24 protein-coding genes and 1 tRNA gene are annotated in these 25,370 nt (G+C 63.2%); 14 read left to right on the plus strand and 11 right to left on the minus strand.

Translation table 11 applies throughout. From position 1 onward, the window contains the following. Window positions 1-143 precede the first annotated feature (143 nt). Window positions 144-3,116, plus strand: coding sequence for a hypothetical protein (locus QMZ05_RS01205; RefSeq protein WP_353699108.1), 2,973 nt, complete (start codon window positions 144-146; stop codon window positions 3,114-3,116). 320 nt (window positions 3,117-3,436) lie between these two features. Here QMZ05_RS01205 and QMZ05_RS01210 read toward each other — a convergent pair whose 3' ends face one another. From QMZ05_RS01210 to QMZ05_RS01235, 6 genes are all read right to left on the minus strand, one after another. Continuing rightward, window positions 3,437-3,631 carry a hypothetical protein gene (locus tag QMZ05_RS01210; RefSeq protein WP_050422713.1) on the minus strand — a complete coding sequence of 65 codons (195 nt, stop codon included), beginning with the start codon at window positions 3,629-3,631 and terminating at the stop codon, window positions 3,437-3,439. Between the two features lie 23 nt (window positions 3,632-3,654). Next, entirely contained in the window at window positions 3,655-4,062 is a 408-nt protein-coding gene (locus tag QMZ05_RS01215; RefSeq protein WP_074130345.1) for a cytochrome C oxidase subunit IV family protein, read from the minus strand. 8 nt (window positions 4,063-4,070) lie between these two features. Beyond that, complete coding sequence (locus QMZ05_RS01220) at window positions 4,071-4,793, minus strand: heme-copper oxidase subunit III family protein (RefSeq protein ID WP_050422715.1); 723 nt, start codon at window positions 4,791-4,793, stop codon at window positions 4,071-4,073. Between the two features lie 16 nt (window positions 4,794-4,809). Next, a complete protein-coding gene (locus tag QMZ05_RS01225) occupies window positions 4,810-5,514 on the minus strand; it encodes a cytochrome c oxidase subunit 3 (protein ID WP_353699109.1) in 705 nt (234 codons plus the stop codon). Continuing rightward, window positions 5,511-7,286: a cytochrome c oxidase subunit I gene (gene ctaD, locus QMZ05_RS01230; RefSeq protein WP_353699110.1), complete on the minus strand. Its 1,776-nt coding sequence runs from the start codon at window positions 7,284-7,286 to the stop codon at window positions 5,511-5,513. Before ctaD ends, QMZ05_RS01225 begins: the two co-directional genes overlap by 4 nt. 74 nt (window positions 7,287-7,360) lie before the next feature. Further along, on the minus strand, window positions 7,361-8,194 hold the full coding sequence (locus QMZ05_RS01235) for a cytochrome c oxidase subunit II (protein WP_353699111.1): 834 nt from the start codon (window positions 8,192-8,194) through the stop codon (window positions 7,361-7,363). 553 nt (window positions 8,195-8,747) lie between these two features. Between QMZ05_RS01235 and QMZ05_RS01240 the strand changes: the two genes are divergently transcribed. Further along, a complete protein-coding gene (locus QMZ05_RS01240) occupies window positions 8,748-9,644 on the plus strand; it encodes a DUF2189 domain-containing protein (RefSeq protein ID WP_279709461.1) in 897 nt (298 codons plus the stop codon). A 157-nt stretch (window positions 9,645-9,801) separates the two neighbouring features. Continuing rightward, window positions 9,802-10,695 (plus strand): complex I NDUFA9 subunit family protein, encoded by an 894-nt coding sequence (locus tag QMZ05_RS01245; protein ID WP_353699112.1) that lies wholly within the window; start codon window positions 9,802-9,804, stop codon window positions 10,693-10,695. A 70-nt stretch (window positions 10,696-10,765) separates the two neighbouring features. Here QMZ05_RS01245 and QMZ05_RS01250 read toward each other — a convergent pair. Beyond that, window positions 10,766-10,842, minus strand: a tRNA-Met gene (locus QMZ05_RS01250). 316 nt (window positions 10,843-11,158) lie between these two features. Here QMZ05_RS01250 and QMZ05_RS01255 point away from each other — a divergent pair. Both QMZ05_RS01255 and QMZ05_RS01260 read left to right on the plus strand, forming a co-directional pair. Further along, the gene (locus QMZ05_RS01255; protein WP_353699113.1) at window positions 11,159-12,592 is read left to right on the plus strand and encodes a coniferyl aldehyde dehydrogenase; all 1,434 of its coding nucleotides are present in this window, start codon (window positions 11,159-11,161) and stop codon (window positions 12,590-12,592) included. A gap of 123 nt (window positions 12,593-12,715) precedes the next feature. After that, complete coding sequence (locus tag QMZ05_RS01260; protein WP_353699114.1) at window positions 12,716-14,323, plus strand: choline dehydrogenase; 1,608 nt, start codon at window positions 12,716-12,718, stop codon at window positions 14,321-14,323. A 111-nt stretch (window positions 14,324-14,434) separates the two neighbouring features. Here the strand turns inward: QMZ05_RS01260 and QMZ05_RS01265 are convergent, their stop codons facing one another. Beyond that, window positions 14,435-15,196 (minus strand): SDR family NAD(P)-dependent oxidoreductase, encoded by a 762-nt coding sequence (locus QMZ05_RS01265; RefSeq protein ID WP_353699115.1) that lies wholly within the window; start codon window positions 15,194-15,196, stop codon window positions 14,435-14,437. Window positions 15,197-15,304: 108 nt separating this feature from the next. Between QMZ05_RS01265 and QMZ05_RS01270 the strand changes: the two genes are divergently transcribed. From QMZ05_RS01270 to QMZ05_RS01280, 3 genes are all read left to right on the plus strand, one after another. Further along, window positions 15,305-15,820, plus strand: coding sequence for a CvpA family protein (locus QMZ05_RS01270; protein WP_353699116.1), 516 nt, complete (start codon window positions 15,305-15,307; stop codon window positions 15,818-15,820). A 231-nt stretch (window positions 15,821-16,051) separates the two neighbouring features. Continuing rightward, a complete protein-coding gene (locus tag QMZ05_RS01275; protein ID WP_353699117.1) occupies window positions 16,052-16,834 on the plus strand; it encodes an SDR family oxidoreductase in 783 nt (260 codons plus the stop codon). Between the two features lie 38 nt (window positions 16,835-16,872). Then, window positions 16,873-17,820, plus strand: coding sequence for an NADPH:quinone reductase (locus tag QMZ05_RS01280; protein WP_353699118.1), 948 nt, complete (start codon window positions 16,873-16,875; stop codon window positions 17,818-17,820). Between the two features lie 188 nt (window positions 17,821-18,008). On the opposite strand, the gene QMZ05_RS01285 is transcribed toward QMZ05_RS01280, so the two are convergent. After that, window positions 18,009-18,422, minus strand: a complete 414-nt coding sequence (locus QMZ05_RS01285; protein ID WP_076865220.1) for a DUF3775 domain-containing protein — start codon at window positions 18,420-18,422, stop codon at window positions 18,009-18,011. Window positions 18,423-18,543: 121 nt separating this feature from the next. Between QMZ05_RS01285 and QMZ05_RS01290 the strand changes: the two genes are divergently transcribed. Continuing rightward, window positions 18,544-19,392, plus strand: coding sequence for an MBL fold metallo-hydrolase (locus QMZ05_RS01290; protein ID WP_353699119.1), 849 nt, complete (start codon window positions 18,544-18,546; stop codon window positions 19,390-19,392). A gap of 85 nt (window positions 19,393-19,477) precedes the next feature. On the opposite strand, the gene QMZ05_RS01295 is transcribed toward QMZ05_RS01290, so the two are convergent. Next, window positions 19,478-19,849 (minus strand): hypothetical protein, encoded by a 372-nt coding sequence (locus QMZ05_RS01295; protein WP_353699120.1) that lies wholly within the window; start codon window positions 19,847-19,849, stop codon window positions 19,478-19,480. A gap of 259 nt (window positions 19,850-20,108) precedes the next feature. Between QMZ05_RS01295 and QMZ05_RS01300 the strand changes: the two genes are divergently transcribed. From QMZ05_RS01300 to QMZ05_RS01320, 5 genes are all read left to right on the plus strand, one after another. Beyond that, on the plus strand, window positions 20,109-20,657 hold the full coding sequence (locus QMZ05_RS01300; RefSeq protein WP_353699121.1) for a TetR/AcrR family transcriptional regulator: 549 nt from the start codon (window positions 20,109-20,111) through the stop codon (window positions 20,655-20,657). Window positions 20,658-20,813: 156 nt separating this feature from the next. Beyond that, entirely contained in the window at window positions 20,814-21,656 is an 843-nt protein-coding gene (locus QMZ05_RS01305; RefSeq protein WP_353699122.1) for a fumarylacetoacetate hydrolase family protein, read from the plus strand. A 145-nt stretch (window positions 21,657-21,801) separates the two neighbouring features. After that, a complete protein-coding gene (locus QMZ05_RS01310; RefSeq protein ID WP_353699123.1) occupies window positions 21,802-22,416 on the plus strand; it encodes a glutathione S-transferase family protein in 615 nt (204 codons plus the stop codon). Window positions 22,417-22,433: 17 nt separating this feature from the next. Next, window positions 22,434-23,633: a serine hydrolase gene (locus QMZ05_RS01315; protein WP_353699124.1), complete on the plus strand. Its 1,200-nt coding sequence runs from the start codon at window positions 22,434-22,436 to the stop codon at window positions 23,631-23,633. A 20-nt stretch (window positions 23,634-23,653) separates the two neighbouring features. Beyond that, window positions 23,654-24,523 carry an MBL fold metallo-hydrolase gene (locus QMZ05_RS01320; RefSeq protein WP_353699125.1) on the plus strand — a complete coding sequence of 290 codons (870 nt, stop codon included), beginning with the start codon at window positions 23,654-23,656 and terminating at the stop codon, window positions 24,521-24,523. A gap of 211 nt (window positions 24,524-24,734) precedes the next feature. On the opposite strand, the gene QMZ05_RS01325 is transcribed toward QMZ05_RS01320, so the two are convergent. Then, the gene (locus tag QMZ05_RS01325; RefSeq protein ID WP_353699126.1) at window positions 24,735-25,277 is read right to left on the minus strand and encodes a methylated-DNA--[protein]-cysteine S-methyltransferase; all 543 of its coding nucleotides are present in this window, start codon (window positions 25,275-25,277) and stop codon (window positions 24,735-24,737) included. Window positions 25,278-25,370: the final 93 nt, after the last annotated feature.

Below are 25,370 nucleotides of genomic sequence, written 5' to 3' on the forward strand. Positions count from 1 at the left end.
GTCTCACGTAGCGCCTTGTCCGGGGCCGGCGCCTTGGGCTCGGTTGACTAGCCCGTGACTGGTCAGCATGAATAGCGCTTATTATTGGTACGCTACCATAGATTGAAAGCCCGACCAAGATGCCTTGGAATTATTCCGTAACATTGAATGATTCATCGAACGCCGGCGCGTCTGCCGACGCCTCTCTTGTTTACGATGTCGAGCAGGCCCTCAATGTCTGGCAGCGCTATGTCCTGGGCATTGGCACCCTGGTGGTGCAACTCAACATCCTGCCCACCAGCGTCGGCCGTGCCGATGGCGGGCCGACCTCGAGCTACTATGTCGGATCAAACGGCGGGCTCGCGGTGTACGAGCCGTCAAGCCAGTACGAGCTGACCACCGGGCAGCATGTCGCCGGCACGACAAGCGACATCACCATCAACGTCGATCCCGGCTACTTCCAGTACATCGACATGGATTATGGCCTGACCTACGCCAGTCAGGTGCCTGGAAACGTGATCAATCCGATCGACGTTTTCCTGCATGAGCTCGTGCACGGCTTCGGCATGACGGGCTGGTACAACCAGAGCGGCCAGCTTGCCGGCGCCTACGAATCGACGTTCGACAACCTGATTCAAAAGACCGCCATGGGCGCGTACTTTGTCGGCGCGAATGCCGAGGCCGCCTATGGCGGCCCGGTGCCGCTGACCACAAACAGCACCACCCAGAACTACTATCATTTCGGGAACCAGCAATCCGACCTCTACGCCACCCCGTCGACCGTCAAGGACCCGCTCACGCTGGACTTGATGAACGGGATCGTTTTCTACCCCAATTACCAGTACGCGATCTCCAACCTGGACATCGGAGTTCTGAAGGATCTCGGATACAGCATCCGGACCACGCCCGTCGTCACTGTCAGCGATCAGACCGCGGGCCGAAATCAGGTTTTCGCGGCCTCGTCGCTGTTCTCGGTGAACATGGCCACCGGCGATTCCATCACCGAATATTCCTTCTGGGACACCAACGGCCACGGTTTCTGGACGGTGGGAGGCGTAGCCCAGGGCACCAACACCGAGATCGACATCACCGCGTCGCAGCTGGCTCAGGCGAGTTACCAGGCCGGACCCGGCTCGGATACATTGTGGGTGAGAGCCTTCGACGGCTATTTGTGGAGCGACTGGAAATCCTTCGTGGTCTCGCCGTCCGATCACGCACCCGTGGTCACGGCAGCAAACGTGACCGCCGGGCATGCGCAGCTGTCGGCAAGTGAATCGGCCCTGTTCACGGCCAGCGACGCGGACGGCGACACGATCACTCAATACGCATTCTGGGACACGGAGGGCCACGGCCACTGGGCGATCGGCGGTGTCGCGCAAGCCACCAACGCCGAGATTGACGTCCCGGCCGCCAACCTCTCGCAAGTGAGCTATGTGTTCGGAACAGCCCCGGACACGCTCTGGGTCCGGGCCTATGATGGATACCTCTGGGGAGCCTGGGTCCCGTTCACGGCGACGCCAAGCGTGGATCATCCTCCCGTTGTTTCGGCTTCCAGCTTCACGGCAGCACACGGGCAGACTTCGATTGCGGCTTCGAGCCTGTTCAGCGCCTCCGACCCGGATAGCGATCCGATCACCCAGTACGCACTCTGGGACAGCAACGGCAACGGCGCATGGGTGGTGAACGGCGCCGTTCAGGCCACCAATGCGGAAATCGACATCACTGCGGCGCAGCTTGCCCAGACCAGCTACCGGTTTGGCTCGGCTTCGGACCAGCTTTGGGCCAGGGCTTACGATGGAACGCTGTGGGGCGCATGGGTCCCGTTCACGGTCACACCGGGTCCGGATCATGCGCCGGTGGTCAGCGCGACCGACTTTTCCGCGACCCACGGCCAGGATATCGCCGCATCCAGCCTCTTCAGCGCGACCGACAGCGACGGCGACACGATCACCGCCTATCAGGTTTGGGATTCAACGAGCGATCCCGCCAGCGGTCACTGGGTGCTCGGCGGAGTGGCGCAGGCGGCCAACATCGCGATCGATGTTTCACCCTCTCAGTTGACGAACACCTCGTTCCAGTCGGGCTCCGGTTCGGATGACCTGTGGGCGCGAGCCAATGACGGCATCACATGGGGAGCCTGGAAAGAATTCCACGTGAACGCGCCGGTCGACCATGCTCCGGTGGTCAGCGCGTCGGACATGACCGCCACGCATGGTCAGGACATCGCCGCGTCAAACCTGTTCACGGCCAGCGATCCCGACAACGATACGATCACCAACTATCAGTTCTGGGACTCGACGACCGATCCCGCCAGCGGGCATTTTGTCGTGGCCGGAGCCGTACAGCCGGCGGGCCAGGCCATCGATGTGAGCGCGGCACAGCTCGCCAATACATCGTTCCAGAGCGGCTCAGGCTCCGACGATCTCTGGGTGCGAGCCTTCGATGGCATGGTCTGGAGCAACTGGAAGGAATTCCACGTCAACGCGCCGATCGACAATCTTCCGATCGTGATGGCCGCCGACGCTGCGGCGAGCCACGGCCAGGATATCGCGGCCTCCGCGCTGTTCTCCGCCACCGATGCGGATGGAGACACCATCACGAATTATCAGCTGTGGGATTCGACGTCCGATCCCAGCAGCGGACACTGGGTGGTCGGCGGAGCAGCTCAGGGCAGCAACGTCGCGATCGATGTCACTGCTGCCCAGCTCTCGAGCACAAGCTTTCAGAGCGGCTCCGGTTCGGACGATCTGTGGGCGCGGGCTTACGACGGCATTGCCTGGGGGCCGTGGAAGGAATTTCACGTCACCGCACCGATTGACCACGCTCCGATCGTCTCCGCGTCCGACTTCCACGCCACCGCCAACCAGAGCGTGGCCGCAACGAACCTGTTCTCGGTCTCCGATCCCGACGGGGACAGCATCGCCCAATATCAAGTCTGGGATTCGACATCGTCGGCCGGCAGCGGCCACTGGAGCATTGGCGGCAATGCGCAGCCCGCCAACACCGCCATCAACGTCAGCGCAGGCCAGCTCGCCAGCACCACCTTCCAGGGCGGCACCGTCACTGACGACCTCTGGGTCCGCGCCAGCGACGGCATGATGTGGAGCGCCTGGCAGGAATTTCATTTCATCGTCTAACGAGCGGAAAGGTTCGCTGGGTGGCGGTGATCCGTCCGTCCCCCGGCACCGACGGCCTGAGGCGCAAGCCTTCTCCCAAAACAAAAATGGCCCGCGCAATGCGGGGCATTTTATGGGAACCGGTAGGTCCGAACTTGGTTGCGGGGGGCGCAACCACGGATACCGACATTCGCGGACGGTTCCAATTTAGCGAGATTAGGCGCGGCTAACCGGGCAAAGAGGCTCCGATCTTGGTCCGATCCACTGTCGGCCGATGGCGACTTCCGGCTCAACATTCATTTCGCCGATCCTTATGCCGCTATCCCGGATTCACCGGCCTCTCATCGGCCCGCGTCGTCGGCGAGCGCATGTGTCGGATGACGGGTATCGCCACGCCGGTTTTGTGGGCGCACGTACATAATGAGGGCTTCCGGAAGCTCTGCCTTCACCTTCAGCGCAGCGGCGAGCGCGTCTTGTCCGTCCAGGACCACGTGGTCGGCCTTTCCGTTCAGTTTGAATCCGACGGTAAACTGCATCCAAAAACCTCCACGCCTTGCCACTACGCCGTTGCGGCGAAGAATATGCTCCGGAGCAGATGGGTGTAGCCGGATTCGAACACCATGATCGCCACAAATACCAACACCAGCACCGGCGGAAGCAGGATCGCGTAGGCCAGGGCCAGCCGCTCCCAGGCCATATGCATGAAGACAGCGACGATCAGACCGGCCTTGAGCACCATGAACAGCAGGATCAGCGACCATCGGAGATGGCCATGGATGCCAAAGTAGTCGACGAGATAGGAGCAGGTGCTGAGCACGAACAACCATCCCCAGACCACGAGGTAAAGCTTGATCGGATGCTGCTGGCCTGCCGCGTGCGTCGCCCCCGATGCGACTGCCTCGTGCGCATAAGCGTGTAGCGCATGCTGTGCTGCCTGCCCTTCCACATGTACCGCTGCGTTTGTCATGCGCCACCTCACCAGAGATAGAAGAAAGCAAAGATGAACACCCACACCAGATCAACGAAGTGCCAGTACAGGCCGGTGATCTCGACGATCTCGTAATATCCCTTCCGGCTTGTGAAGAAGCCGCGTCGTTCGCGATCGAAATCCCCTCGCAATACCTTGCGCGCAATCGCGATCAGGAAGATCACGCCGATCGTCACGTGGGTGCCGTGGAAACCGGTGATCATGAAAAAGCATGCGCCAAACTGCGGCGCACCCCAAGGGTTACCCCAGGGCCTCACGCCCTCCATGATCAGCTTGGTCCATTCGAAGGCCTGCATTCCGACGAAGGTCGCGCCGAATGCCGCGGTGGCCAGCATCAGGGCCGCCGTTCGGACGCGGTCGTGGCGGTAGCCGAAATTGACGGCCATCGCCATCGTTCCGCTGCTGCTGATCAGAACGAAGGTCATGATGGCGATCAGGATGAGCGGGATATGCTTGCTCCCGATGTTGAGCGCGAAGACTTCGCTCGGATTGGGCCACGGCACGGTCGTCGACATGCGCGCCGTCATGTACGACAACAGGAAGCAACTGAAGATGAAGGTGTCGCTCAGCAGGAAGATCCACATCATGGCCTTCCCCCAGGACACGTTCTTGAATGCGCGCTGGTCTGAGGCCCAGTCGGCGGCGATGCCTCGCAATCCGGGGATCGTCCCGGGCGCGGCCTTCGGCTGCATCAGTGTCGTTTCTGCCATCGTTCCTTGCCCTCGCTTAAGTGAGCAACTGGCGACAGATGTTCACGAAATTTTCGGTCCAGCCGGTCAGCAAGCCGAGCAAAACCAGCCAGACCAGTAAAAGGAAATGCCAATAGATGGCGCAGAGCTCGACGCTCAGGCGCACCTGCACCATCGGCGCGCCGCGCCACACCTTGGCGCTCGTCCTGCCGAGCGCCACCAGACCGCCGATCAGATGTAGCCCGTGTAGCGCGGTGATCAGGTAGAAGAAGGAATTGGCCGGATTGGACGCCACGACATAGCCGGCGACGTTCAGTTGCTGCCATACCACCAGCTGTCCGGCCAGGAACGTCACGGCGGATGCTCCACCCACCAACAAGCCGACGAGCATGGCCTCATCGTCGCTGCGGCGCGCGGCCAGCAGCGACCATTGCAGCGCCGCGCTGCTGATGATCAGGACGCCGGTATTGATCCACAACAGCTTCGGCAACGGCAGCTCGCGCCAGTCCACCATGGTGTTGCGCATCGAGTAGGCGCTGATCAGGAGCGCGAACAGCGAACCGACAACCGCGAGAAACACGCCCAGCCCGATTTTCGCCGGCGGCACGGACGAACCCCTCTCGCCGCGAAAATCGACGGCCACCCCCTCCTCCAGCCAGGGTTTGGCCGCAAGCCGCTGCTGCGAGAGCCACCATCCCGCGATGGCCGCAATGGTCGCCATGAACAGGATGATGGCACTCACGGATGGGCTCCCTGCGCCACCACTCCGGACGGTGGCTCATTTTGCGGCACGAAATCCTTGGCGACACCGGGAACGCTGTAATCGTAGGCCCAGCGATAGACGATGGGCAGTTCCTTGCCCCAGTTGCCATGCCCCGGCGGGGTCTCCGGCGTCTGCCATTCCAGCGAGGTGGCGCCCCAGGGATTGCCGCCGGCCTCCTTTCCCTTGAACAAGCTCCAGACGAGATTGAACAGGAAGACGAGTTGGGCGAAGCCGACAATCAGGGCCGCCACGCTCATGAACGCATTGAGTTCGTGGGCGGATGCCGGGACGAACGACGTCTCGCCAATGTCGTGATAGCGGCGGGGCATCCCGAGCAGGCCGAGATAGTGCATGGGGAAGAAGACCGCATAAGCCCCGATGAACGTCACCCAGAAGTGGAACTTGCCGAGCACATCATTGAGCATTCGTCCAGTTACTTTCGGATACCAGTGATAGATCCCGCCGAACACGGCCATGATCGGCGCGATGCCCATGACCATGTGGAAGTGGGCGACAACGAACATCGTGTCGGACAACGGAACGTCCACGACCACGTTGCCGAGAAACAGCCCGGTCAGGCCGCCGTTGACAAAAGTGACGATGAACCCGAGAGCGAACAGCATCGGCACCGTGAGATGAATGTCGCCGCGCCACAGGGTCAGCACCCAGTTGTAGACCTTGATGGCGGTCGGAATGGCGATGATGAGTGTCGTGGTGGCGAAGAAGAACCCGAAATAGGGATGCATGCCGCTGACATACATGTGGTGCGCCCACACCACGAAGCTGAGAGCGCCGATCGCGACGATGGCCCAGACCATCATGCGGTAGCCGAAGATGTTCTTTCGCGCGTGGGTGCTGATCAGATCGGAGATGATGCCGAAGGCCGGCAAGGCGACGATATAGACTTCGGGGTGGCCGAAGAACCAGAACAGATGCTGGAACAGGATCGGGCTGCCGCCGCCATACTTCGACAGCTGCCCCATCTCGACAAGCGTCGGCATGAAGAAGCTGGTTCCCAGCAGGCGGTCGAGGAGCAGCATCACCGACGCGACGAACAGCGCCGGGAAGGCCAATAGTGCCATCACCGTGGCCGTGAAGATGCCCCACACCGTCAACGGCAAGCGCATCAACGTCATGCCGCGCGTGCGGGCCTGCAGCACCGTCACCACGTAATTGAGCCCGCCCATCGTGAAGCCGATGATGAACAGGATCAGCGAAGCCAGCATGAAAACGATGCCCCAGTCCTGCCCTGGGGTGCCGGAGAGGATCGCCTGGGGCGGATAGAGCGTCCAGCCGGCGCCGGTTGGCCCGCCGGGCACGAAGAATGTTGCGGCCAGCACCAGCACGGCGAGCAGATAGACCCAGTAGCTCAGCATGTTCACATAGGGGAAGACCATGTCCCGGGCGCCGACCATCAGCGGGATGAGATAGTTGCCGAAGCCGCCAAGGAACAATGCCGTGAGCAGGTAGATCACCATGATCATGCCGTGCATGGTGATGAACTGGAGATACTGGTTGGCATCGATGAAGGAGAATGTTCCCGGGAATCCCAGTTGCAGGCGCATCATCCACGACAGCACCAGCGCCACCATTCCGATCGACATCGCAGTGATCGAGTACTGGACGGCGATCACCTTGGCGTCCTGCGAAAAGACGTACCTCGTCCACCAGCTTCTCGGATGATAAAGCTCCACCTCACCGACTTCGGCGGGCGGGATGCCTGCGACCTGATCAAGCGGGATATCGACCATCGGAATTCCCTCCTTGGTCTTCTGTTCGGCGACGAGTTCGCTTCACAATCTCCGGCACATCCTCGTCAACCTGTTCATTCGCTTCCTGTCTTGTACGCCGCCTTCGCGACGTCGCGCTGGCCCGACAACGCGGCGAACGTCCGCTGCTTCTCCAGCCAGGCGTGATATTCCTTCTCTTCCTCGACGATGACCCTGCTGCGCATTTGCGCGTGCGCCGCGCCGCAGAGTTCAGCGCAGAGAACGTCGAACGTTCCCGTGCGGGTGGGTGTGAGCCAGTAATACGTCACCGAGCCCGGTATCATGTCCATCTTCGCCCGGAACTCGGGAACGTAGAAATCATGCAGCACGTCGATCGAGCGCAGCAGCACCTTCACCGGTTTGCCGACCAGCAGATGCAGATCGTCGTTTTGAACGACGACGTCGTCCTGTCCGTTTGGATCGTTGGGATTCAATCCCAGAGGATTCTCGGAACTGATGAGGCGCGCATCGGAGGTGCCGAGCCGGCCGTCCTTCCCGGGAAGCCGGTAGCTCCACATCCATTGCTGTCCGACGACCTCGACGTCGGTCGCATCGGCAGGAACAGTGACGAACTGGTGCCAGACGACGAGGCCCGGCGCCAGCATGGCGACGACGCCGATCGCGGTGCCGATGCTGAGCCACCATTCGAGCTTCTTGTTCTCGGGATTATAGGCCGCCCGCCGTCCCTCCTTGTGATGAAAGCGGAGGACGCAGTAAGCCATGAACGCGATGACCGCGCAGAACACCGCCCCGGTGATCCAGAACGTCAGGTTGATCGTGTCGTCGATGTAACGCCAGTTCGAGGCGATCGGCGTCCACCACCACGGGCTGTAGACATGGAACAGCACCGAGGCGATCGCAACCAGAAGCAGTATGAGCGCTACAGCCATCCCTCATCCTCCCAGCCGTTGAAGGCTACGGAGACGAACGAAAGGGCGGAGCTCACGTCAAAGGGATGGTGTCACGTCCACCATCACCGCGCCTCTTGCCTCGCCCATTTTGCCGGTCGGACATGACAAAGATTCAGCGTCACGACCGCAATCGCATCGGAGCTGGGGGCGTTCACGGATTTAAAATGGTCCCCGTCGGGCCCGGCGTCAATAGAGGAGTGGATTGCATCCCTTGTCCGGCGCGTGTTGGGGCGAAGGGGTCCGCGCGTCGGCGACGCCTTTCGGCACGGCCAGGCGATGGTGCGTCGCAAAAACCGGGCGATGCCAAAAACCGGGCGATGCGAAGGCACGATTTCGCGGACCGCATCGTTCGCTTGCTTCTCCCGCGCATCGGACTAACTTGACCGTACCGGTTGCGACGGATGTCGTCCGGCAAGCTCCTTCTCGTCGAATCTGATTTGCCGGACTCGGTCGCGATTTTCGCGCATGAGGCGGATGCGTGTGTTTTGAAGCGCTCCGTTCACCTGCGGCCACGAGCAAGGAGACCGGAGCCATGACCACCGTCTTCGCAAGACCCAAACTGCAATTGTTCGGTGTCTCCACCGTCTATGTCGTTCGCAAGATCAACCTTTCCGACTTGGGCAACGCGCTGCGCCTGGGCTGGGAAGACTTCAAGGCCATTCCGACCCACGCCATCGTCCTGTGCGTGATGTATCCCGTCCTCGGACTGTTCCTGTTCCGACTTGTCATTGGCTACTCGGTGCTGCCGCTGCTGTTTCCGCTCGCGGCCGGCTTTACCCTGATCGGTCCCTTCGCCGCACTCGGCCTCTACGAATTGAGCCGCCGCCGCGAGCGCGGAGAGGAGCCAGGCGCCTGGGATGCAATGCAGGTGCTGCGCGCGCCGTCGTTCGGTGCGATGCTCGAACTTGGCGTCCTCCTGTTCGTTCTGTTCGGAGTCTGGATTGCCGCCGCGGACGCGATCTACACCGCAACCTTCGGCTATGCGCCGGCTGCGAGCATTCCCGATTTCGCGGAGCGTGTGCTGACGACGTCCGAGGGCTGGACCCTCATCATCGTCGGATGCGGCGTCGGTTTCCTGTTCGCGGTGTTAGCCTTGTGCATCAGCGTTGTCTCGTTCCCGCTGATGCTGGACCAGCATGCGACAGCGATCGATGCCATCCGCACCTCGATACGCGCGGTGAAGACGAATCCGGTTGAGATGGCCGTGTGGGGATTGGTCGTTGCGGTCTTGCTGGCAGTGGGCTCACTGCCGTTCTTCATCGGTCTCTGCGTCGTTCTGCCGGTGCTCGGTCATGCCAGCTGGCATCTTTACCGGAAGGTGGTGGAGCCCGACCGGAATCCTCCGCAGGAGGAGCCTCGCCCGCCGATCGGTCACCGCTACGCGGCAGATTTCCCGGCCTCTCTCTTCCCGTGGAGCCGCGAGCGCTAGAGCATGATCCGGAAAAGTGCGAAGCGGTTTTCCCTCGCGACAAACGCTTCGCGTTTGCGCGGAGATCATGCTCAAACAACAGGCCAAAGCGCGATGATGATTCAACCCAATCTCATCGCGCTTTAAAGGAGCAGCCACGAACGGTCGCAGCATCACCGTGTTCGGTGGAACCGGCTTTCTCGGCAGCCGGATCGTCCGCCATCTGCTCGATCACGAATTTTCCGTCCGGATCGCGTCCCGGCATCCGGACGGGGGGCGGGGCCAGCCTGACCTGGGGAATCCACGACTTCAATCGGTAGAGGCCGACATTCACGACGAGCGATCCGTCGCGAAAGCGCTGGTCGGCATCTACGGAGTCGTCAATGCGGTCAGCCTCTATCGCGAGCGCGGAGCGGAGACTTTCTACTCCGTTCACGTCGAGTCGGCTCGGCGGTTGGCAGCCCAGGCCCACCGGGCGGGAGTCGAACGGCTTGTTCAGGTGTCGGGGATCGGTGCCGATGTCGCCTCGCCATCCAGCTACATCCGAATGCGCGGCGAAGGCGAGCAGGCGGTCCGTGCGGAATTCGCCGGTGCATGCCTCGTCCGTCCGGCCGTGATGTTCGGACCGGACGACGCGTTTCTCAGCACCATCCTCAAGCTACTGCGTCAGCTTCCAATCTATCCAATGTTCGGCCGCGGCCGGACCAGATTGCAACCGGTCTATGTGGAAGACGTTGCGGAAGCGGTTGCCCGGATCATGGAGCGAGCAGAGCGCCAGCCAGCGGTCTTTGAGCTCGGTGGCCCAACCATCTACTCTTACGAGCAATTGCTGAGAGCGATCGCGCATCAGGCGGGCCTCGCGCCTCTCCTGATCCCAGTCCCTTTTGCCGTTTGGGACGCGCTGGCATGGGCCTCCGAAATCCTTCCTGGCCTCCCCCTTACGCGCAGTCAGGTGGAGCTTATGCAGATCGACACCGTGTCATCGCCGCGGATGGCAGGATTCGCCGAGCTTGGCATTGCGCCACATTCGATCGAGGAAATCTTCCAGAGAATGTTGTCGAGTCCGCGGTGATGCCGCCTGGTCGACCGGGCAGCAAAAAACCCCGGCAACCAATCAAGATTGCCGGGGCTTCGTACCAATTTGGTTGCGGGGATAGGATTTGAACCTATGACCTTCAGGTTATGAGCCTGACGAGCTACCGGGCTGCTCCACCCCGCGTTAAACCGTTGCGTGCCTTGCAGAAAGGGTGCCCGAACCGGCCGGCCAACGCTTGTAACGGCGCCGAGCGATCCGTCCGGAGAGCTTCCTGAGAAGGCGACCCGGGCCGAAGCCGTCGGGTGCGGGGCGTATGTATCAACGTGAGGTCGGTTTGGAAAGCCCCGGATGCGGGTTTTTGAGGATTTTGTGACGTCCAAATCACCGGTTTTCCTGACAAAATTACCGTCGGGAACCGGACCTTGCCAGACCGCGCGTAAAAGCGGAGCTTGGCGCCAATAAAATCCGTCAAGGAAACGTCATCCGAGGGGAAACGCCAATGGACCGGCCATTGAAGAGCCCGAGGCTGTACGCGCTTGAGGAGGTCTTTCACCGCCAATTCGAGCTGTCGCGCAGCGAACCGGCGCCGACCTTGCAGGCGCGGCTGGACCGGCTGCGGCGCTTGCGCGCCGCGCTGACCGAGAACGAGGCGCGATTCGAGGTGGCGATCTCGGCCGATTTCGGCCACCGCTCCACCGTCGAGACCGCGATCGCCGAAACCATGCTGGTGCTCGGCGAGATCAAGCATGCCGCCAAGCACCTCAAGGGCTGGATGGCGCCCGAGAGGATCCCGACCACGGTCCAGTTCGCGCCGGCCAGAAACCGGCTGATCCCGCAGCCGCTCGGCGTGGTCGGGATCATCGCGCCGTGGAATTATCCGCTGCAGCTGACGCTGGCGCCCGCGGTCGCGGCGATCGCGGCCGGCAACAGCGCCATCATCAAGCCGAGCGAGCTGGTGCCGCGGTTCTCCGAATTGCTGATGGAGGCGATCGGGAAGAAGTTCGACACCGCCGAGCTCGCGGTCACCGACATCGACGACGAGATCGCGAAAGCCTTCGCCGCGCTGCCGTTCGATCATCTGATCTTCACCGGCTCGACCCGCATCGGTCGGCTGGTCGCAGAGGCCGCCGGCCGCAATCTGACGCCGGTGACGCTCGAGCTCGGCGGCAAATCGCCCGTCATCGTCGACGGCTCGGCCGACATCGATGAGGCCGCGCAGCGCATCGCCTACGGCAAGCTGCTCAATGCCGGCCAGACCTGCATCGCGCCCGATTACGTGCTGGTGCCGCAAGCCTCGGTGCAGCCGCTTGCGATGCGGCTGCAGGGCCACATGCAGCACATGTTCGGCACCGATCCGAAAAATCCCGACTACACCTCGATCGTCTCGGATCGGCACTACGCACGGCTCGAGGGCCTCGTCGCCGACGCCGCCGCGAAGGGCGCGACCATCATGCAGCCGGCGGCGCCGAACGATCCCGAGTGGAAGGAGCGGCGCAAATTCCCGCCGACCGTCATCGTCGACGCGACGCCCGAGATGACCGTGATGCAGGAGGAGATCTTCGGGCCGCTACTGCCGGTCGTGGCCACGCGCGACGCAACGGAGGCGATCGCCATCATCAACAAGCGCGACCGCCCGCTGGCGCTGTACTGGTTCGGCACCGACAATGCCGCCCGCGATACGGTGCTGGCCCGCACGGTGTCCGGCGGCGTCACCGTCAACGACTGCCTGTTCCATTTCGCGCAGGCCTATCAGCCGATGGGCGGCGTCGGCGCGTCCGGCACCGGCGCCTATCACGGCGTATGGGGGTTCAAGACGCTGACCAAGCTGAAGCCAGTGTTCTACCGCTCGCGCTTCAACCGCCTGGCCGATCTCTATCCGCCCTATGGCGCGAAGGTCGCGCGGCTGGAGAAGCTGATGCGGCTGTTGTCGTAGTATCGAAGCCGACATTGCGAGGAGCGAAGCGACGAAGCAATCCATAGCCCCGCATAACGGATAGATGGATTGCTTCGCTTCGCTCGCAATGACGGATGGCAATGAGAGACGGGGGAACCATACGTGACTGACACATTCGATTTCGTGGTGGTGGGCGCAGGCTCCGGCGGCTGCGCGGTGGCGGGGCGGTTGTCGGAGGATCCGGCGACCTCGGTGGCGGTGCTCGATGCCGGCGGCAAGAACGATAATTGGGTGGTGACCACACCCGGCGCCATCATTCTGATGCTCTCGAGCAAGCTCAACAACTGGGCGTTCGACACGGTGCCGCAGAAGGGCTTGAACGGCCGCATCGGCTATCAGCCGCGCGGCAAGGGCCTCGGCGGCTCCTCAGCCATCAATGCCATGGTCTATATCCGCGGCCATCGCGCCGACTACGACCACTGGGCTTCGCTCGGCAATACCGGCTGGAGCTATGCCGACGTCCTGCCCTACTTCAAGCGTTCGGAGCACAACACCGAGCTCGACGGCGAATATCACGGCAAGGGCGGGCCGCTCAACGTCACCGGCCTGCAGTCCGACAATCCCGTCAAGGAGATGTTCCTGCAAGGCGCGCGCGAGGCGCAGTTCCGGATCCGCGACGATTTCAACGGCGCCGAACAGGAAGGCCTCGGCATCTACCAGGTGACCCAGAGGAATGGCGAGCGCTGGAGCGCAGCGCGCGGCTATATCCATCCTCACATGGGCCGCCGCTCCAACCTGCGCGTCGAGACGCAGGCGCAGGCGACCCGCATCATCTTCGAGGGCAAGCGTGCCGTCGGCGTCGAATACATGCAGGGCAAGGAGAAGAAGGTGCTGCGCGCAAAGCGCGAGGTCATCCTCTCGGCCGGCGCGTTCCAGTCGCCGCAATTGATGATGCTGTCGGGCATCGGCGACGCTGCGGCGCTCGGCAAGCACGGGATCGCCAGCGTGCATCATCTGCCGGGTGTCGGACAGAACCTGCAGGATCATCCGGATTTCGTGTTCGGCTTCGCCTCCGACGCACCTTATTTCTCGGGACTGTCGTGGAGCGGCATCGGGCGGATCATCAAGGGCATCGGGCAGTATCGGCGCGAGCGGCGCGGCCCGATGACCTCGAACGTCGCCGAATGCGGCGGCTTCCTGAAGACGCGACCCGAGCTCGACGTCCCCGACATCCAGCTGCATTTCTGCATGGCCATAGTGGAAGACCACGGCCGCAAGCCGCGCTGGGGCACCGGCTTCTCCTGCCATGTCTGCCTGCTGCGCCCGGCAAGCCGTGGCAGCGTGTGGCTGAACAGCGCAGATCCCCTGGCAGCCCCCGCGATCGATCCGAATTTCTTCGGCGAGGACAGCGACGTCGAGACCATGGTCGCGGGCTTCAAGATGACCAAGCGGCTGCTCGACACGCCGGCGCTGCGCGCGCTGCAGCAGAAGGACATGTTCACCGCAGATGTCCGCACCGACGACGACATCCGCAGCATCCTGCGGGCGCGCTCCGACACCGTCTATCACCCGGTCGGCACCTGCAAGATGGGCACCAATGATCCGCTCGCGGTGGTCGATCCGAAGCTACGCGTGCACGGGCTCGACGGTTTGCGCGTGGTCGACGCCTCGATCATGCCGACGCTGATCGGCGGCAACACCAATGCGCCGACCATCATGATCGGCGAGAAGGCCGCCGACATGATCAGGGCGGAGGCGCGGGCGGGGTGAGAGTCGCGAACAACGCGAGTGCCTCGTAGCCCGGATGGAGCGAAGCGTAATCCGGGGGCCTTCGCGCGTACTCCCCGGATTTCGCTGCGCTCCATCCGGGCTACAAACGCGTCAATTCAGCAAGAACCCGCCATCGACCGTCACCACGGTGCCGGTCATGTAGCGCGAGGCGTTGGAGGCGAGCAGCATGATCGCGCCGTCGAGATCGGACTCGGCGCCGACCCGGCGCTGCGGAATCCGTTTTGCCAACCGCTCGCCTGCCGGCGTCGACCAGAAATCATGGTTCATCTCGGTGTCGATATAGCCCGGCGCCAGCGCGTTGACGCGGATGTTATTGCCGGCGAGCTCCAGCGCCATCGCCTTGGTGCCCTGGATCATGCCGGCCTTGGAGATCGCATAGGGCGACACCGCTTTCAGCACGCCCTGCCCGAGCACCGAGGCGACATTGACGATGTTGCCCGGCTGCTTGCGCAGGATCATGCGCCGCGAAAGTTCGGTCGACAGGAAATAGGCGCCCTTCAGATTGGCGCTGATCACCGCGTCCCAATCGGCCTCGGTCTGCTCGGTCGACAGCTTCTCGATCGCGATGCCGGCATTGTTGATCAGGACCGTAATCGGACCGAGTGTGGCTTCCGCCGCGTCGAGCGCTTTCGCGATGCCGGCAATATCCGCGACGTCCATCTGCACCGCGGCGGCACGACCGCCCTTGGCCTTGATCTCCTCAGCGAGGTCTTTCAGCTTCGCGGTCTGGCGCGCCGCCAGCACCACGGCAGCGCCGTGCGCCGCCAGCACGCGGGCGAATTGCCGCCCGAGGCCCTGCGAAGCGCCGGTGATGAGGATGATTTCTTTACTGACATCGAATAGGTCGGACATCGACAGGTTCCCGGATTGAAGCGGACGATTGATAGCGACAATTGTCCCTGATGTAAGCACGTTTGATCAACCAGGGCGCCGCAGGAGATTGGGGCAGGAATTTCCTCCATGAACCTCTTCGATGCCGCCGTGATCCTCGGCTTGTTGTTCGCGGTCGTGACCGGCTTCACGACCGGCCTGCTGCGCAGCGCGGTCACCATCCTCGCCTATCTCGTTGCGATGCCGCTCGCGGTCGCCGCGCTGGCGATGATCGGGCCCCACATCGCGACGCTGCCATCCTCGCCGTTTCCGCCCAATGGGGTGCTGCTGTTCGGCCTGTTCCTCCTGATCGGCGTCATTCTCGGAAAGATGGCACGCACGATGCTCGACGACACCATCGGCTCGGAGATCGGGATCGGCGACCGCCTCGGCGGCGCCCTGCTCGGCGCGATCAGGGTCGGGCTCGTCGTGACCACGCTGGTGCTGGTGTTCGATCAGCTGGTGCCGCTGGCCAGGCAGCCGCAATTCCTCAACGGATCGCAATTGCGGCCGCTGTTCTCCGCGGCCGGACAGGCCGGATTCCGCTCGCTGCCGCCCGAGGCCACCATGGCGATCGAGCGGCTGCGGCGGGAGCAGCGCATATAAGGCGTTTTCGAGCGAAGTGGATACCGGTTCGCGTGAAGAAAACGCGTCAAAAGTCAGAGCACCGTTCGGATTCAATCGGAACGAAAGAGGCCTCTCCGATCGTGCTCACCCGCCCGCTCCTGCCCGGCATGCACTTATGCATTGCACGTCCCTTATCGGCGCGACCGAGCTTGGCTAGAATGGCGCCATCAAACCTTTACAAACCTACCCGACATCACAGGGAGTGAACTCGTGGATCTTGGAATCAAAGGCCGCCGCGCCATCGTCTGCGCATCGAGCAAGGGACTGGGCCGCGCCTGCGCGATCGCGCTCGCCAATGAGGGTGTGCACGTCACGCTGACGGCGCGCGGCGCCGAAGCACTGAAGCAGACCGCCGACGAGATCCGTAAGGCGCATCCGTCCGTCACCGTCACCGAGATCGTCGGCGACATCACGACGGCGGCCGGACGCGAAGCCGTGCTCAAGGCGTGCCCCGAGCCGGACATCCTGATCAACAATGCCGGCGGCCCGCCGCCCGGCGATTTCCGCAACTGGACCCGCGACGACTGGATCAAGGCGATCGACGCCAACATGCTGACGCCGATCGAACTGATCAAGGCGACCGTCGACGGCATGATGGCGCGCAAGTTCGGCCGCATCGTCAACATCACCTCGGCCGCGGTGAAAGCCCCGATCGAGATCCTCGGCCTGTCCAACGGCGCGCGCGCCGGCCTCACCGGCTTCGTCGCCGGCCTGTCGCGCAAGACCGTGATCAACAACGTCACCATCAACGGCCTGCTGCCGGGCCCGTTCGACACCGACCGTCTGCGCGGCACCGCCAAGCCCGAGGCTGAAAAGCGCGGCATCTCGGCCGACCAGGTCCTGAGCGAGCGCGCCAAGCTGAATCCCGCCGGCCGCTTCGGCCGTCCCGACGAATTCGGCTACGCCTGCGCGTTCCTGTGCGGCGACAAGGCCGGCTTCATCACCGGGCAGAACATCCTGCTCGATGGCGGCGCCTTCCCGGGCACGTTATGAGAGCTGTTTGGTACGAAAGAACCGGCGCGGCGCCGACGGTGCTTACCGTCGGCGAGATGCCGACGCCCGACGCCGGCCCCGGCGAAGTCCGGGTTCGCCTCGAGGCCTCCGGCGTCAATCCGGCCGATGTCGGCCGCCGCAGCGGTAACTATCGCGCGATGGAATTTCCGCGCGTGATCCCGAACAGCGACGGCGCCGGGATCATCGACCAGGTCGGTGAAGGCGTCACGCGCTTTGCAGTCGGCGACCGCGTCTGGTTGTTCAACGGCCAGCGCAACGGCCGAGCCTTCGGCACCGCGGCCGAATACATCACACTCGCCGATTACCTGGTGACGCCGCTGCCGCAGCACGTCTCGTTCGCGGCTGGCGCAACGCTCGGCATCCCCTGCATGACGGCGTGGTGCGCATTGTTTGCCGACGGCCCGATCGTCGGACAGACGGTGCTGGTCACCGGCGGCGCCGGCGCAGTCGGCCACTATGCCGTGCAACTGGCAAAGTGGGGCGGCGCGCAGGTGATTGCGACGGTCAGCTCGCAAGTCAAGGATGTCGAGGCGCGGCTTGGCGGCGCCGACATGGTGGTCAACTACCGGACCGAGGACGTCGTCTCCAAGGTGATGGCCTTCACCGAGAACCGCGGCGTCGACCGCGTGATCGATGTCGATTTCGGCGGCAATCTCGCGACCACGCTGAAGCTTATGGCGATGAACTCGACGATCGCGGTCTACGCCACCAACGGCAACCGCACGCCGTCGCTGCCGGTGCGCGAACTGATGGAGAAGTGCATCACGGTGCGCTCGCTGGTGCTGTTCGCGCTGCCGCCGCCGCTGCTCGCGGCCGCGCAGGCCGACATCACCAAATGGCTGACGTCGGGCACCCGCGTGCACAACATCGCAGGTCAATTCGCACTCGCCGAGACCGCCGACGCCCATCTCGCCGTCGAGAAGGGCGACAAGATCGGCACCGTGATCGTCGACTGCGCGCGATAGTGCGCGAAGTTTCCTACTCCCTCTCCCCGTTCTTCACGGGGAGAGGGTTGGAGTGAGGGGCCGTCACCGCGAAGAAGGTGATAGCGGAGCATGCCGCAACTCCCCCTCACCCGGATCGCATCTGTCGATGCGATCCGACCTCTCCCCGCAAGCGGGGCGAGGTTAAGGAGAACAGCACGCTTCTGCTCCTACTGGATCGGCGTGATGCGCTCGTCGCCGGGCGCGAGGCCGAACTCGTCGAGCCCTTCGGCGAGGAAATCACCGAGCATCGGCTCGCCCAGCAGATAACTCGCGGTGCGGCCGTTGCGGCCGCGCGCGGCCTCGCGACGCAGATCGGCCCATTCCTCGATCGTGCCGTCGCCGCGGCCGAGCCGCATCAGGGCGACGAGGTCGACCTGCTCGTCCTCGCTCAGCGCATCGATGAAGCCTGTTATCTCGCGCGCTACCGGGTCGCTGCCGTCATCCTCCAGCACGTCGATCATCTCGTCGTCGGCGCCGTTCGAGCCGGAGTCCGGATCGACGATTCCCTCCTTGACGTCGAATTCCCGCGCTTTCTCGATCAAGAAGCCAACCTTTTCAGGGGAAATTGTGAGTTCCGGCATGCGCGCACTCCTTAAGTCCAACGAGGCGGTAACGCAGGAGGCGCCGACTTGATCCATTGCGCCGCCGCGCGGAAACCCGCATGGTCCGGTGAGAGAAACAAAAAAACAGAGGGCACGCCGCATGCAGTGGACCGTAGGCAAGGTCAGGATCACAAAAGTCGTCGAACTCGAGACCGTCGGCAGCACGCGCTTCATCCTGCCGCTCGCCGGCCGGGAAGAGATCCAGAGCCTGCCCTGGCTGATCCCGCATTTCGCCAACGAGGACGGCCGGCTGAAAATGTCGATCCATTCGCTGCTGGTCGAGACGCCGGAGCACCGCATCATCGTCGACACCGGTCTCGGCAACGACAAGCAGGGCCGCAACGTGCCGACCTGGAACAACCGCAGCGATCCGTTCCTGGAGAAGCTGACCGCGGCCGGCTTTGCCCCTGACAGCATCGACACCGTGCTGTGCACGCATCTGCATGTCGACCATGTCGGCTGGAACACGAAACTTGTCGGCGGCAAATGGGTGCCGACTTTCGCCAATGCGCGTTACGTGTTCGGCAGGACCGAATACGAGCATTGGCGCGACCACAGCGACGATCCGGCGCATGCCGCCGTGTTCGCCGATTCAGTGAAGCCGATCGCGGATGCCGGCAAGGCCGAGCTGGTGGCGAGCGATCACCGCCTGACCGAGGAGATCACGCTGATCCCGACGCCCGGACACAGCCCCGGCCATATGAGCATCCACATCAAGTCCGGCGGCGAGGAAGGGCTACTGACCGGCGATGTCGCCCATCATCCCTGTCAGATGTATCACCTCGACTGGTCGTCGACCGCGGATTCCGACCAGAAGCAATCGGCGGTGACGCGGCGCGAGCTGTTCTCGCGCTTTGCCGATACGCCGACGCTGGTGATCGGCGGGCATTTCAACGCCGGCCACATCAAGCGCGACGGCGACGCGTTCAGGTTCGTCGCGCTGGACTGAGTATCTTTTGCTTGAGCATGATCTCCGCGCAAACGCTTGCGTTTGTCGCGAGGGAAAACCGGTTTCCACTTTTCCGGATCATGCTCTAGATCAAGCTGGCGCGCGCGAGAAAGAGCGCGTCCGCCTCGCTGGCGGCAATCGCGGCCGGATAGGGCAACGCCTTGGCCCGTCCGGGAAGGCTGCGCTCGAGCTCGGCGCGCTCCGCGTCGTCATCGGCGATGTAGACGGTGACCCGGATCAGCCGGCCGAGCTCGGCCTTGCGTGCCTTCATCCACAGCACCATCGGCTTGCCCGCGGCGACCTCCGGCTGATCGTTGACATTGACGATCACGGCGAACGGGCGATCCGCGGCAAGAAGCTCGGCGTATTCCGCCGTCCAGTGGCAGCCGTCCTGCTCGGTCTGCAGGCGGCCGGTGGCGATGAAGATGCCTGGCTCGGCCTCGCGAAAGAATTTCATGGAGACTCCTCGTGATACGGACGGCGCCTCGCCACGCTCATCGGGCAGGTGCGGCGGCCCGGTCACAGATATGCATCGACCGACGGTCGGTTAACAAAACTAAGCCATTTCAAAGTCATTCTAAATATGCGATCTCAGAATCGGATATCAGCCACGGATGGATGCTAACGGCATGATCGGCAAGCGACAGGCGGCCAAGCGCGATACATCGCGGCACTGGCGGCGGACTCAACCCGCCGAGGTCAGGGTAGACGACCTGATGTCGGCGGCCGCCGCCCTCTTCGTCGCAAAGGGCATTGAGACCACCACGATCGACGACATCGTCGCCCGGGCCGGCGTCGCGAAGGGCACCTTCTACCATTACTTTTCGACCAAGGCGGACGTGATCATCGCCCTGCGCGCGCGCTTCACGCAGGACTTTCTGTCCCGTGTCGCGGCTGCGATCGACGAATGCGCCGCGGACGATCACGCCCGACGGCTGTCAGCCTGGCTGCGCGGCGCCGTTGGAACCTACCTTGCCAATGTCGAACTGCATGACGTCGTCTTTCATGACTTCCCGCATCATCAGCGCCAATCGCAGGAAAAGGACGACGTGATCGCGCAGATCGTCGCCGTGCTGGAGGATGGCCGGAAGGCCGGGGTCTGGACATTCCCGGATGCCCGCAGCGCGGCGCTGATCGTGTTCGACGGAATGCATGCCGTGGCCGACGATGCCATCATCGCGGGCACGCGGGATCCCGAGCCGCCGTGCCGACTGCTGGAAGAGATGTTCACGCGGATGCTGGCCGCGCCGCGCCCGCGATCATGACCGCCATTTGAAAGAACAGCTCAAAACCGCCACGCCGGTAGGTGATGGCTGCAATGCCATAACCGCGAAGCGGTTGAATTTCCGCCCGCGCTGTTCCATGAAGCGTGTCGAGGTATACCAGTAACAATCCTCAAGACATCGTAGGGAGTGATCAACATGAAGCTTGTTCGTTATGGCGAAAAGGGTGCGGAAAAGCCCGGTCTGATCGATAAATCCGGCCAGCTCCGCGACCTTTCGGCCCATCTGAAGGACCTGACCGGCGAAGCCTACGCGCCGGAATCCCTGAAGAAGCTTTCTGCCCTCGATCCCGCCTCCCTGCCCGCCGTCTCCGGCAAGCCGCGCTTCGGCGCCCCCGTCACCGGCATCTCGAAGTTCGTCGCGATCGGTCTCAACTATTCCGACCACGCCAAGGAAACCGGGGCGGCGATCCCGACCGAACCGATCATCTTCATGAAGGCCAACACCTCGCTGTCCGGCCCGAACGATGCGGTCGAGAAGCCGCGCGGCTCGACCAAGCTGGACTGGGAAGTCGAGATCGCCGCGATCATCGGCACCCGCGCCAAGTACGTCTCGGAAGCCGAAGCGCTCAATTACGTCGCCGGCTATTGCGTCTGCAACGACGTCTCCGAGCGCAACTTCCAGACCGAGCGCCTCGGACAATGGACCAAGGGCAAGTCGCACGACACGTTCGGTCCGGTCGGACCGTGGCTCGCCACCAAGGACGAGATCGCCGACGTGCAGAACCTGTCGATGTGGCTCGACGTCAACGGCCAGCGCCGCCAGACCGGCTCGACCAAGACCATGATCTTCACGATGGCGAAGTGCATCTCCTACGTCTCGCAGTTCATGACGCTGCTGCCCGGCGACATCATCACCACAGGCACCCCGCCCGGCGTCGGCCTTGGCATGAAGCCTCCGACCTTCCTCAATGTCGGCGACGTCGTGACGCTCGGCATCGAGGGTCTCGGCGAGCAGCGCCAGGAAATCGTCGCGGCTTAAGGTTCGGCGCCGAACACCGGTGCGACCACGTCATTGCGAGCGAAGCGAAGCAATCCATCTATCCAACCAAGCGGATGAATGGATTGCTTCGTCGCTTCGCTCCTCGCAATGACGCTCCAATGCGATAGCTCTACCGAGGAGCCCAATGAAACTCACCTTCTCTCCCGCCTCCCCGTTCGCCCGCAAGGTGCGCATCGCGGCGATCGAGCTCGGCCTGATCGACAAGATCGAGTTCGTGCCGGCCACCGTCGCGCCGGGCACGGCCAACGACGAATATTCCAAGATCACGCCGCTGAAGAAGCTGCCGGTGCTGATCCTCGACCATGGCGACGTGATCCTGGATTCCTACGTCATCGTCGAATATCTCAACGAGATCGGCGGCGGCCGGCTGATCCCGGGCTACGGCCCGCGGCGCTGGAAGCTAAAGACCGATCATTCACTGCTCAACGGCATGCTCGATTCCATGCTGCTGTGCCGCTACGAGAAGATGGTGCGGCCGCAAGGCTCGCTGTGGCAGGCCTGGTACGACGATCACTGGAACAGGGCCTGGGCCGGCATGGCGCGGTTCGAGAACCGGCCGGACGTGCTGGACGGCCCGTCGTTCGACATCGCGCAGATCGGCCTCGTCTGTGTGCTCGGCTATGCCGACTTCCGCTTCGCCGATTGCGGCTGGCGCAAGGCCTATCCAAAACTCGACGCCTTCTACCAGCGAATGCAGGAACGGCCGTCGGTGAAGGTCTCGGCGCCGCCTGCGGCGTAGCAGCGGATTGCGCGGGAATGACGATGCGCCATCGCTTCCCCCGCTTGCTCGTTCTCGGCGCGAGCCTCGCGCTCGCGTTGACGGCCTCACTCACCAATCTGAGGGCCGACGATATGACACCCGGACAACAGGATCATCCTTGCGGATCGCCGGCCGCGCTCGACGACGGCTGGACGATTGCCGCGCCTGAGAGCGTCGGCATGGATGGCGCGCGGCTCTGCGGCATCGCTGCGCGGCTCGGCTTGCGCAGCAGCGAGGTGCATTCCGTGGTCGTGGCGCGCCATGGGCGACTGGTGTTCGAGCAGTATTTTTCCGGCATCGACCAGCCGTGGGGCTATCCGGAGGGCCGCATCGAATTCACGGCGACGACCAGGCACGACATGCGTTCGGCATCGAAGAGCGTGACGTCGCTGCTGGTCGGCATCGCCATCGACCGCAAGTTGATCGCGAGCGCCGACGAGCCCGTCGTGAAATTCTTCCCCGAACATCGGTCGGTAAAGTCGGCCGGATGGGACGCGATCACGCTGCGCCATCTCTTGACGATGTCGTCAGGCATCAAATGGGACGAGACGCTGCCTTGGACCCATCCCGACAATGACGAGCCGCATTTGGCCTTCGATGCCGATCCGATCGGCTACGTCCTCGGCAAGCCGATCGCTGCGCCGCCCGACACGCTATGGAATTACAATGGCGGCGGCACGGACCTGCTCGGCAACGTCATCGAGCAGGTCTCCGGCAAACCGCTTGAAGCCTTTGCGCGCGAAACGCTGTTCCAGCCGCTCGGCATCACCGATCTCGAGTGGAAGGCCTATCCGAAGAACGGCAAGATTGCCGCCGCTGCCGGCCTCCGGCTTCGTCCGCGCGATGCCGCGAAAATCGGCCAGCTCGTGCTCAATGGCGGGAAATGGAACGGACAGCAGATCATCTCGGCCGAGTGGATCGCGCAATCGATCACGCCGCGCTTTCAGGCGGTCGGTTATTTCGGCGGCACGCTATTCTACGGTTATCAATGGTGGGTCGGCCGGTCGCTGTCCGAGGGTAAGGAAGTGAGATGGGTCGGCGCCTTCGGCTGGGGCGGCCAACGCATCATCGTCGTGCCCGATCTCGATCTTGTGATGATGACGACAGCAGCCCAGTACGGCCAACCAAAGGAAGGCCTTGCGGCGATGGATATCCTCGCCAACATCATCATTCCCGCCGTGCGCGACGCGCACTGATCCTATCCAAGGAATCACTCATGAGCCTGAAATTTGCCGCCGGCGATCTCACCATTCATCGTATCGTGGAAGAGGAAGGCAAGTTCCTGCCCGCGCAGGACATGCTGCCCGGGCTGACACCGGAGCTGCTTGCGGAGAACCGCGCCTGGATGAAAGCAGCCGGGGCGCTCGACGACAGCGACACGCTGATCCTGGCGTTCCAGTCCTACATCGTGAAGACGCCGCACCACACCATCCTGATCGACAGCTGCATCGGCAACCACAAGCCGCGGCCGGGGCGGCCGAGCTGGAACATGAAGACCGACGACACCTATCTGCGCGGCCTCGCGTCGGCCGGCTTTTCGGTCGGCGACATCGACTACGTGATGTGCACGCATCTGCATGTCGATCATGTCGGCTGGAACACGCGGCTCGAGAACGGCCGCTGGGTGCCGACCTTCCCCAACGCGCGCTACGTGTTCGACAGGAGCGAGTTCGACTACTGGAGCGAGACCAATGCGAAGGCGGAGGTGCCGCCGTTCGTCGACAGCGTGCTGCCGGTGGTCGAAGCCAAGCGGGCCGAACTCGTCGGCAATGATTTCGCAATCGGCGATCACATGCGCATCCTGCCGACCCCCGGCCACACCCCGGGTCATGTCGCCTTCACCTTCGGCCGCGGCAAGGACGATGCGGTGTTTGCCGGCGATTTGATGCACTCGCCGATCCAGACACTCTATCCGGAGCTGTCGCCGAAGTTCGACGTCGACCCGGCACAGGCCGCAAAGACGCGGCGCGGCTTCCTCGAGCGCTATTGCGACACCGAGACGCTGTGCTGCCCGGCGCACTTCCCTTCGCCGTCGGTGGGGAAGATCAGGCGAAAGGGCAATGGGTTTGTGTGTGAGACGGCGTGAGAGGAGCTGAATTAGCGGCGAGCTCGCTGCCACCCTCCCCTGGAGGGGGAGGGTCGGCTCACAGCGAACGAAGTGAGATGCGAGGCGGGGTGGGGTGGGCACTGGCCAATACGAGAGACCTTCACCCCACCTCGGTTCGCATTTCATGCGAACCGATCCTCCCCCTCCAGGGGAGGATGAAGAGCGCACCTTCCCAATCGAACAGGCTCGCTCAATCAAACAGGCTCGGCGTGTGGTTCACCACCGCGCCTTCGATCTGCAGCATCTTCAGCTTGGTCACGACGCCGCCATTGGCCGAGAAGCCGCCCGGCTTATTGCCGGCCGCCAGCACCCGGTGGCAGGGCACCACGATCGGGCACGGGTTGCGGCCGAGCGCCTGGCCGACGTCGCGCGACAATTCGACGCCGCCGAGCTGCTTGGCGATGTCGCCATAGGTCATGGTCTTGCCCGGCGGAATCTTGCGCGCGATGTCGTAGACGCCGCGGTTGAACTCCGGCACGCCGTCGAGATCGAGCACGATGTCGGCGAGGTCGTTCGGCTTGCCCGCAAGCAGCTCGATCATACCTTCGATCGCGTGCTGCACCTCCGCCGGCGGGGCCGCCTCGGTAACGTCGCCGTTGCGCTGAAAGATCCGCTTGCGGGTCTTCTCCTCTGACCCCATCGGCAGCTGCACGCCGGTGACGCCGTGCTCGCCCCAGACGACGCCGCAGGCGCCGATCATGGTCTCGAAGATTGCATAATGCTGGCCGGTCATGGCTCGCTCCAGATGTTCCTTCATATGTTCATTCGGCTCATATCTTTGAGCCTGCCGTTGATCTGAAATCTAGGCTTGGAGAATGTTGCTATC

This window comes from Bradyrhizobium sp. INPA03-11B, assembly GCF_040446015.1.
In the GTDB taxonomy this organism is placed as follows: domain Bacteria; phylum Pseudomonadota; class Alphaproteobacteria; order Rhizobiales; family Xanthobacteraceae; genus Bradyrhizobium; species Bradyrhizobium macuxiense_A.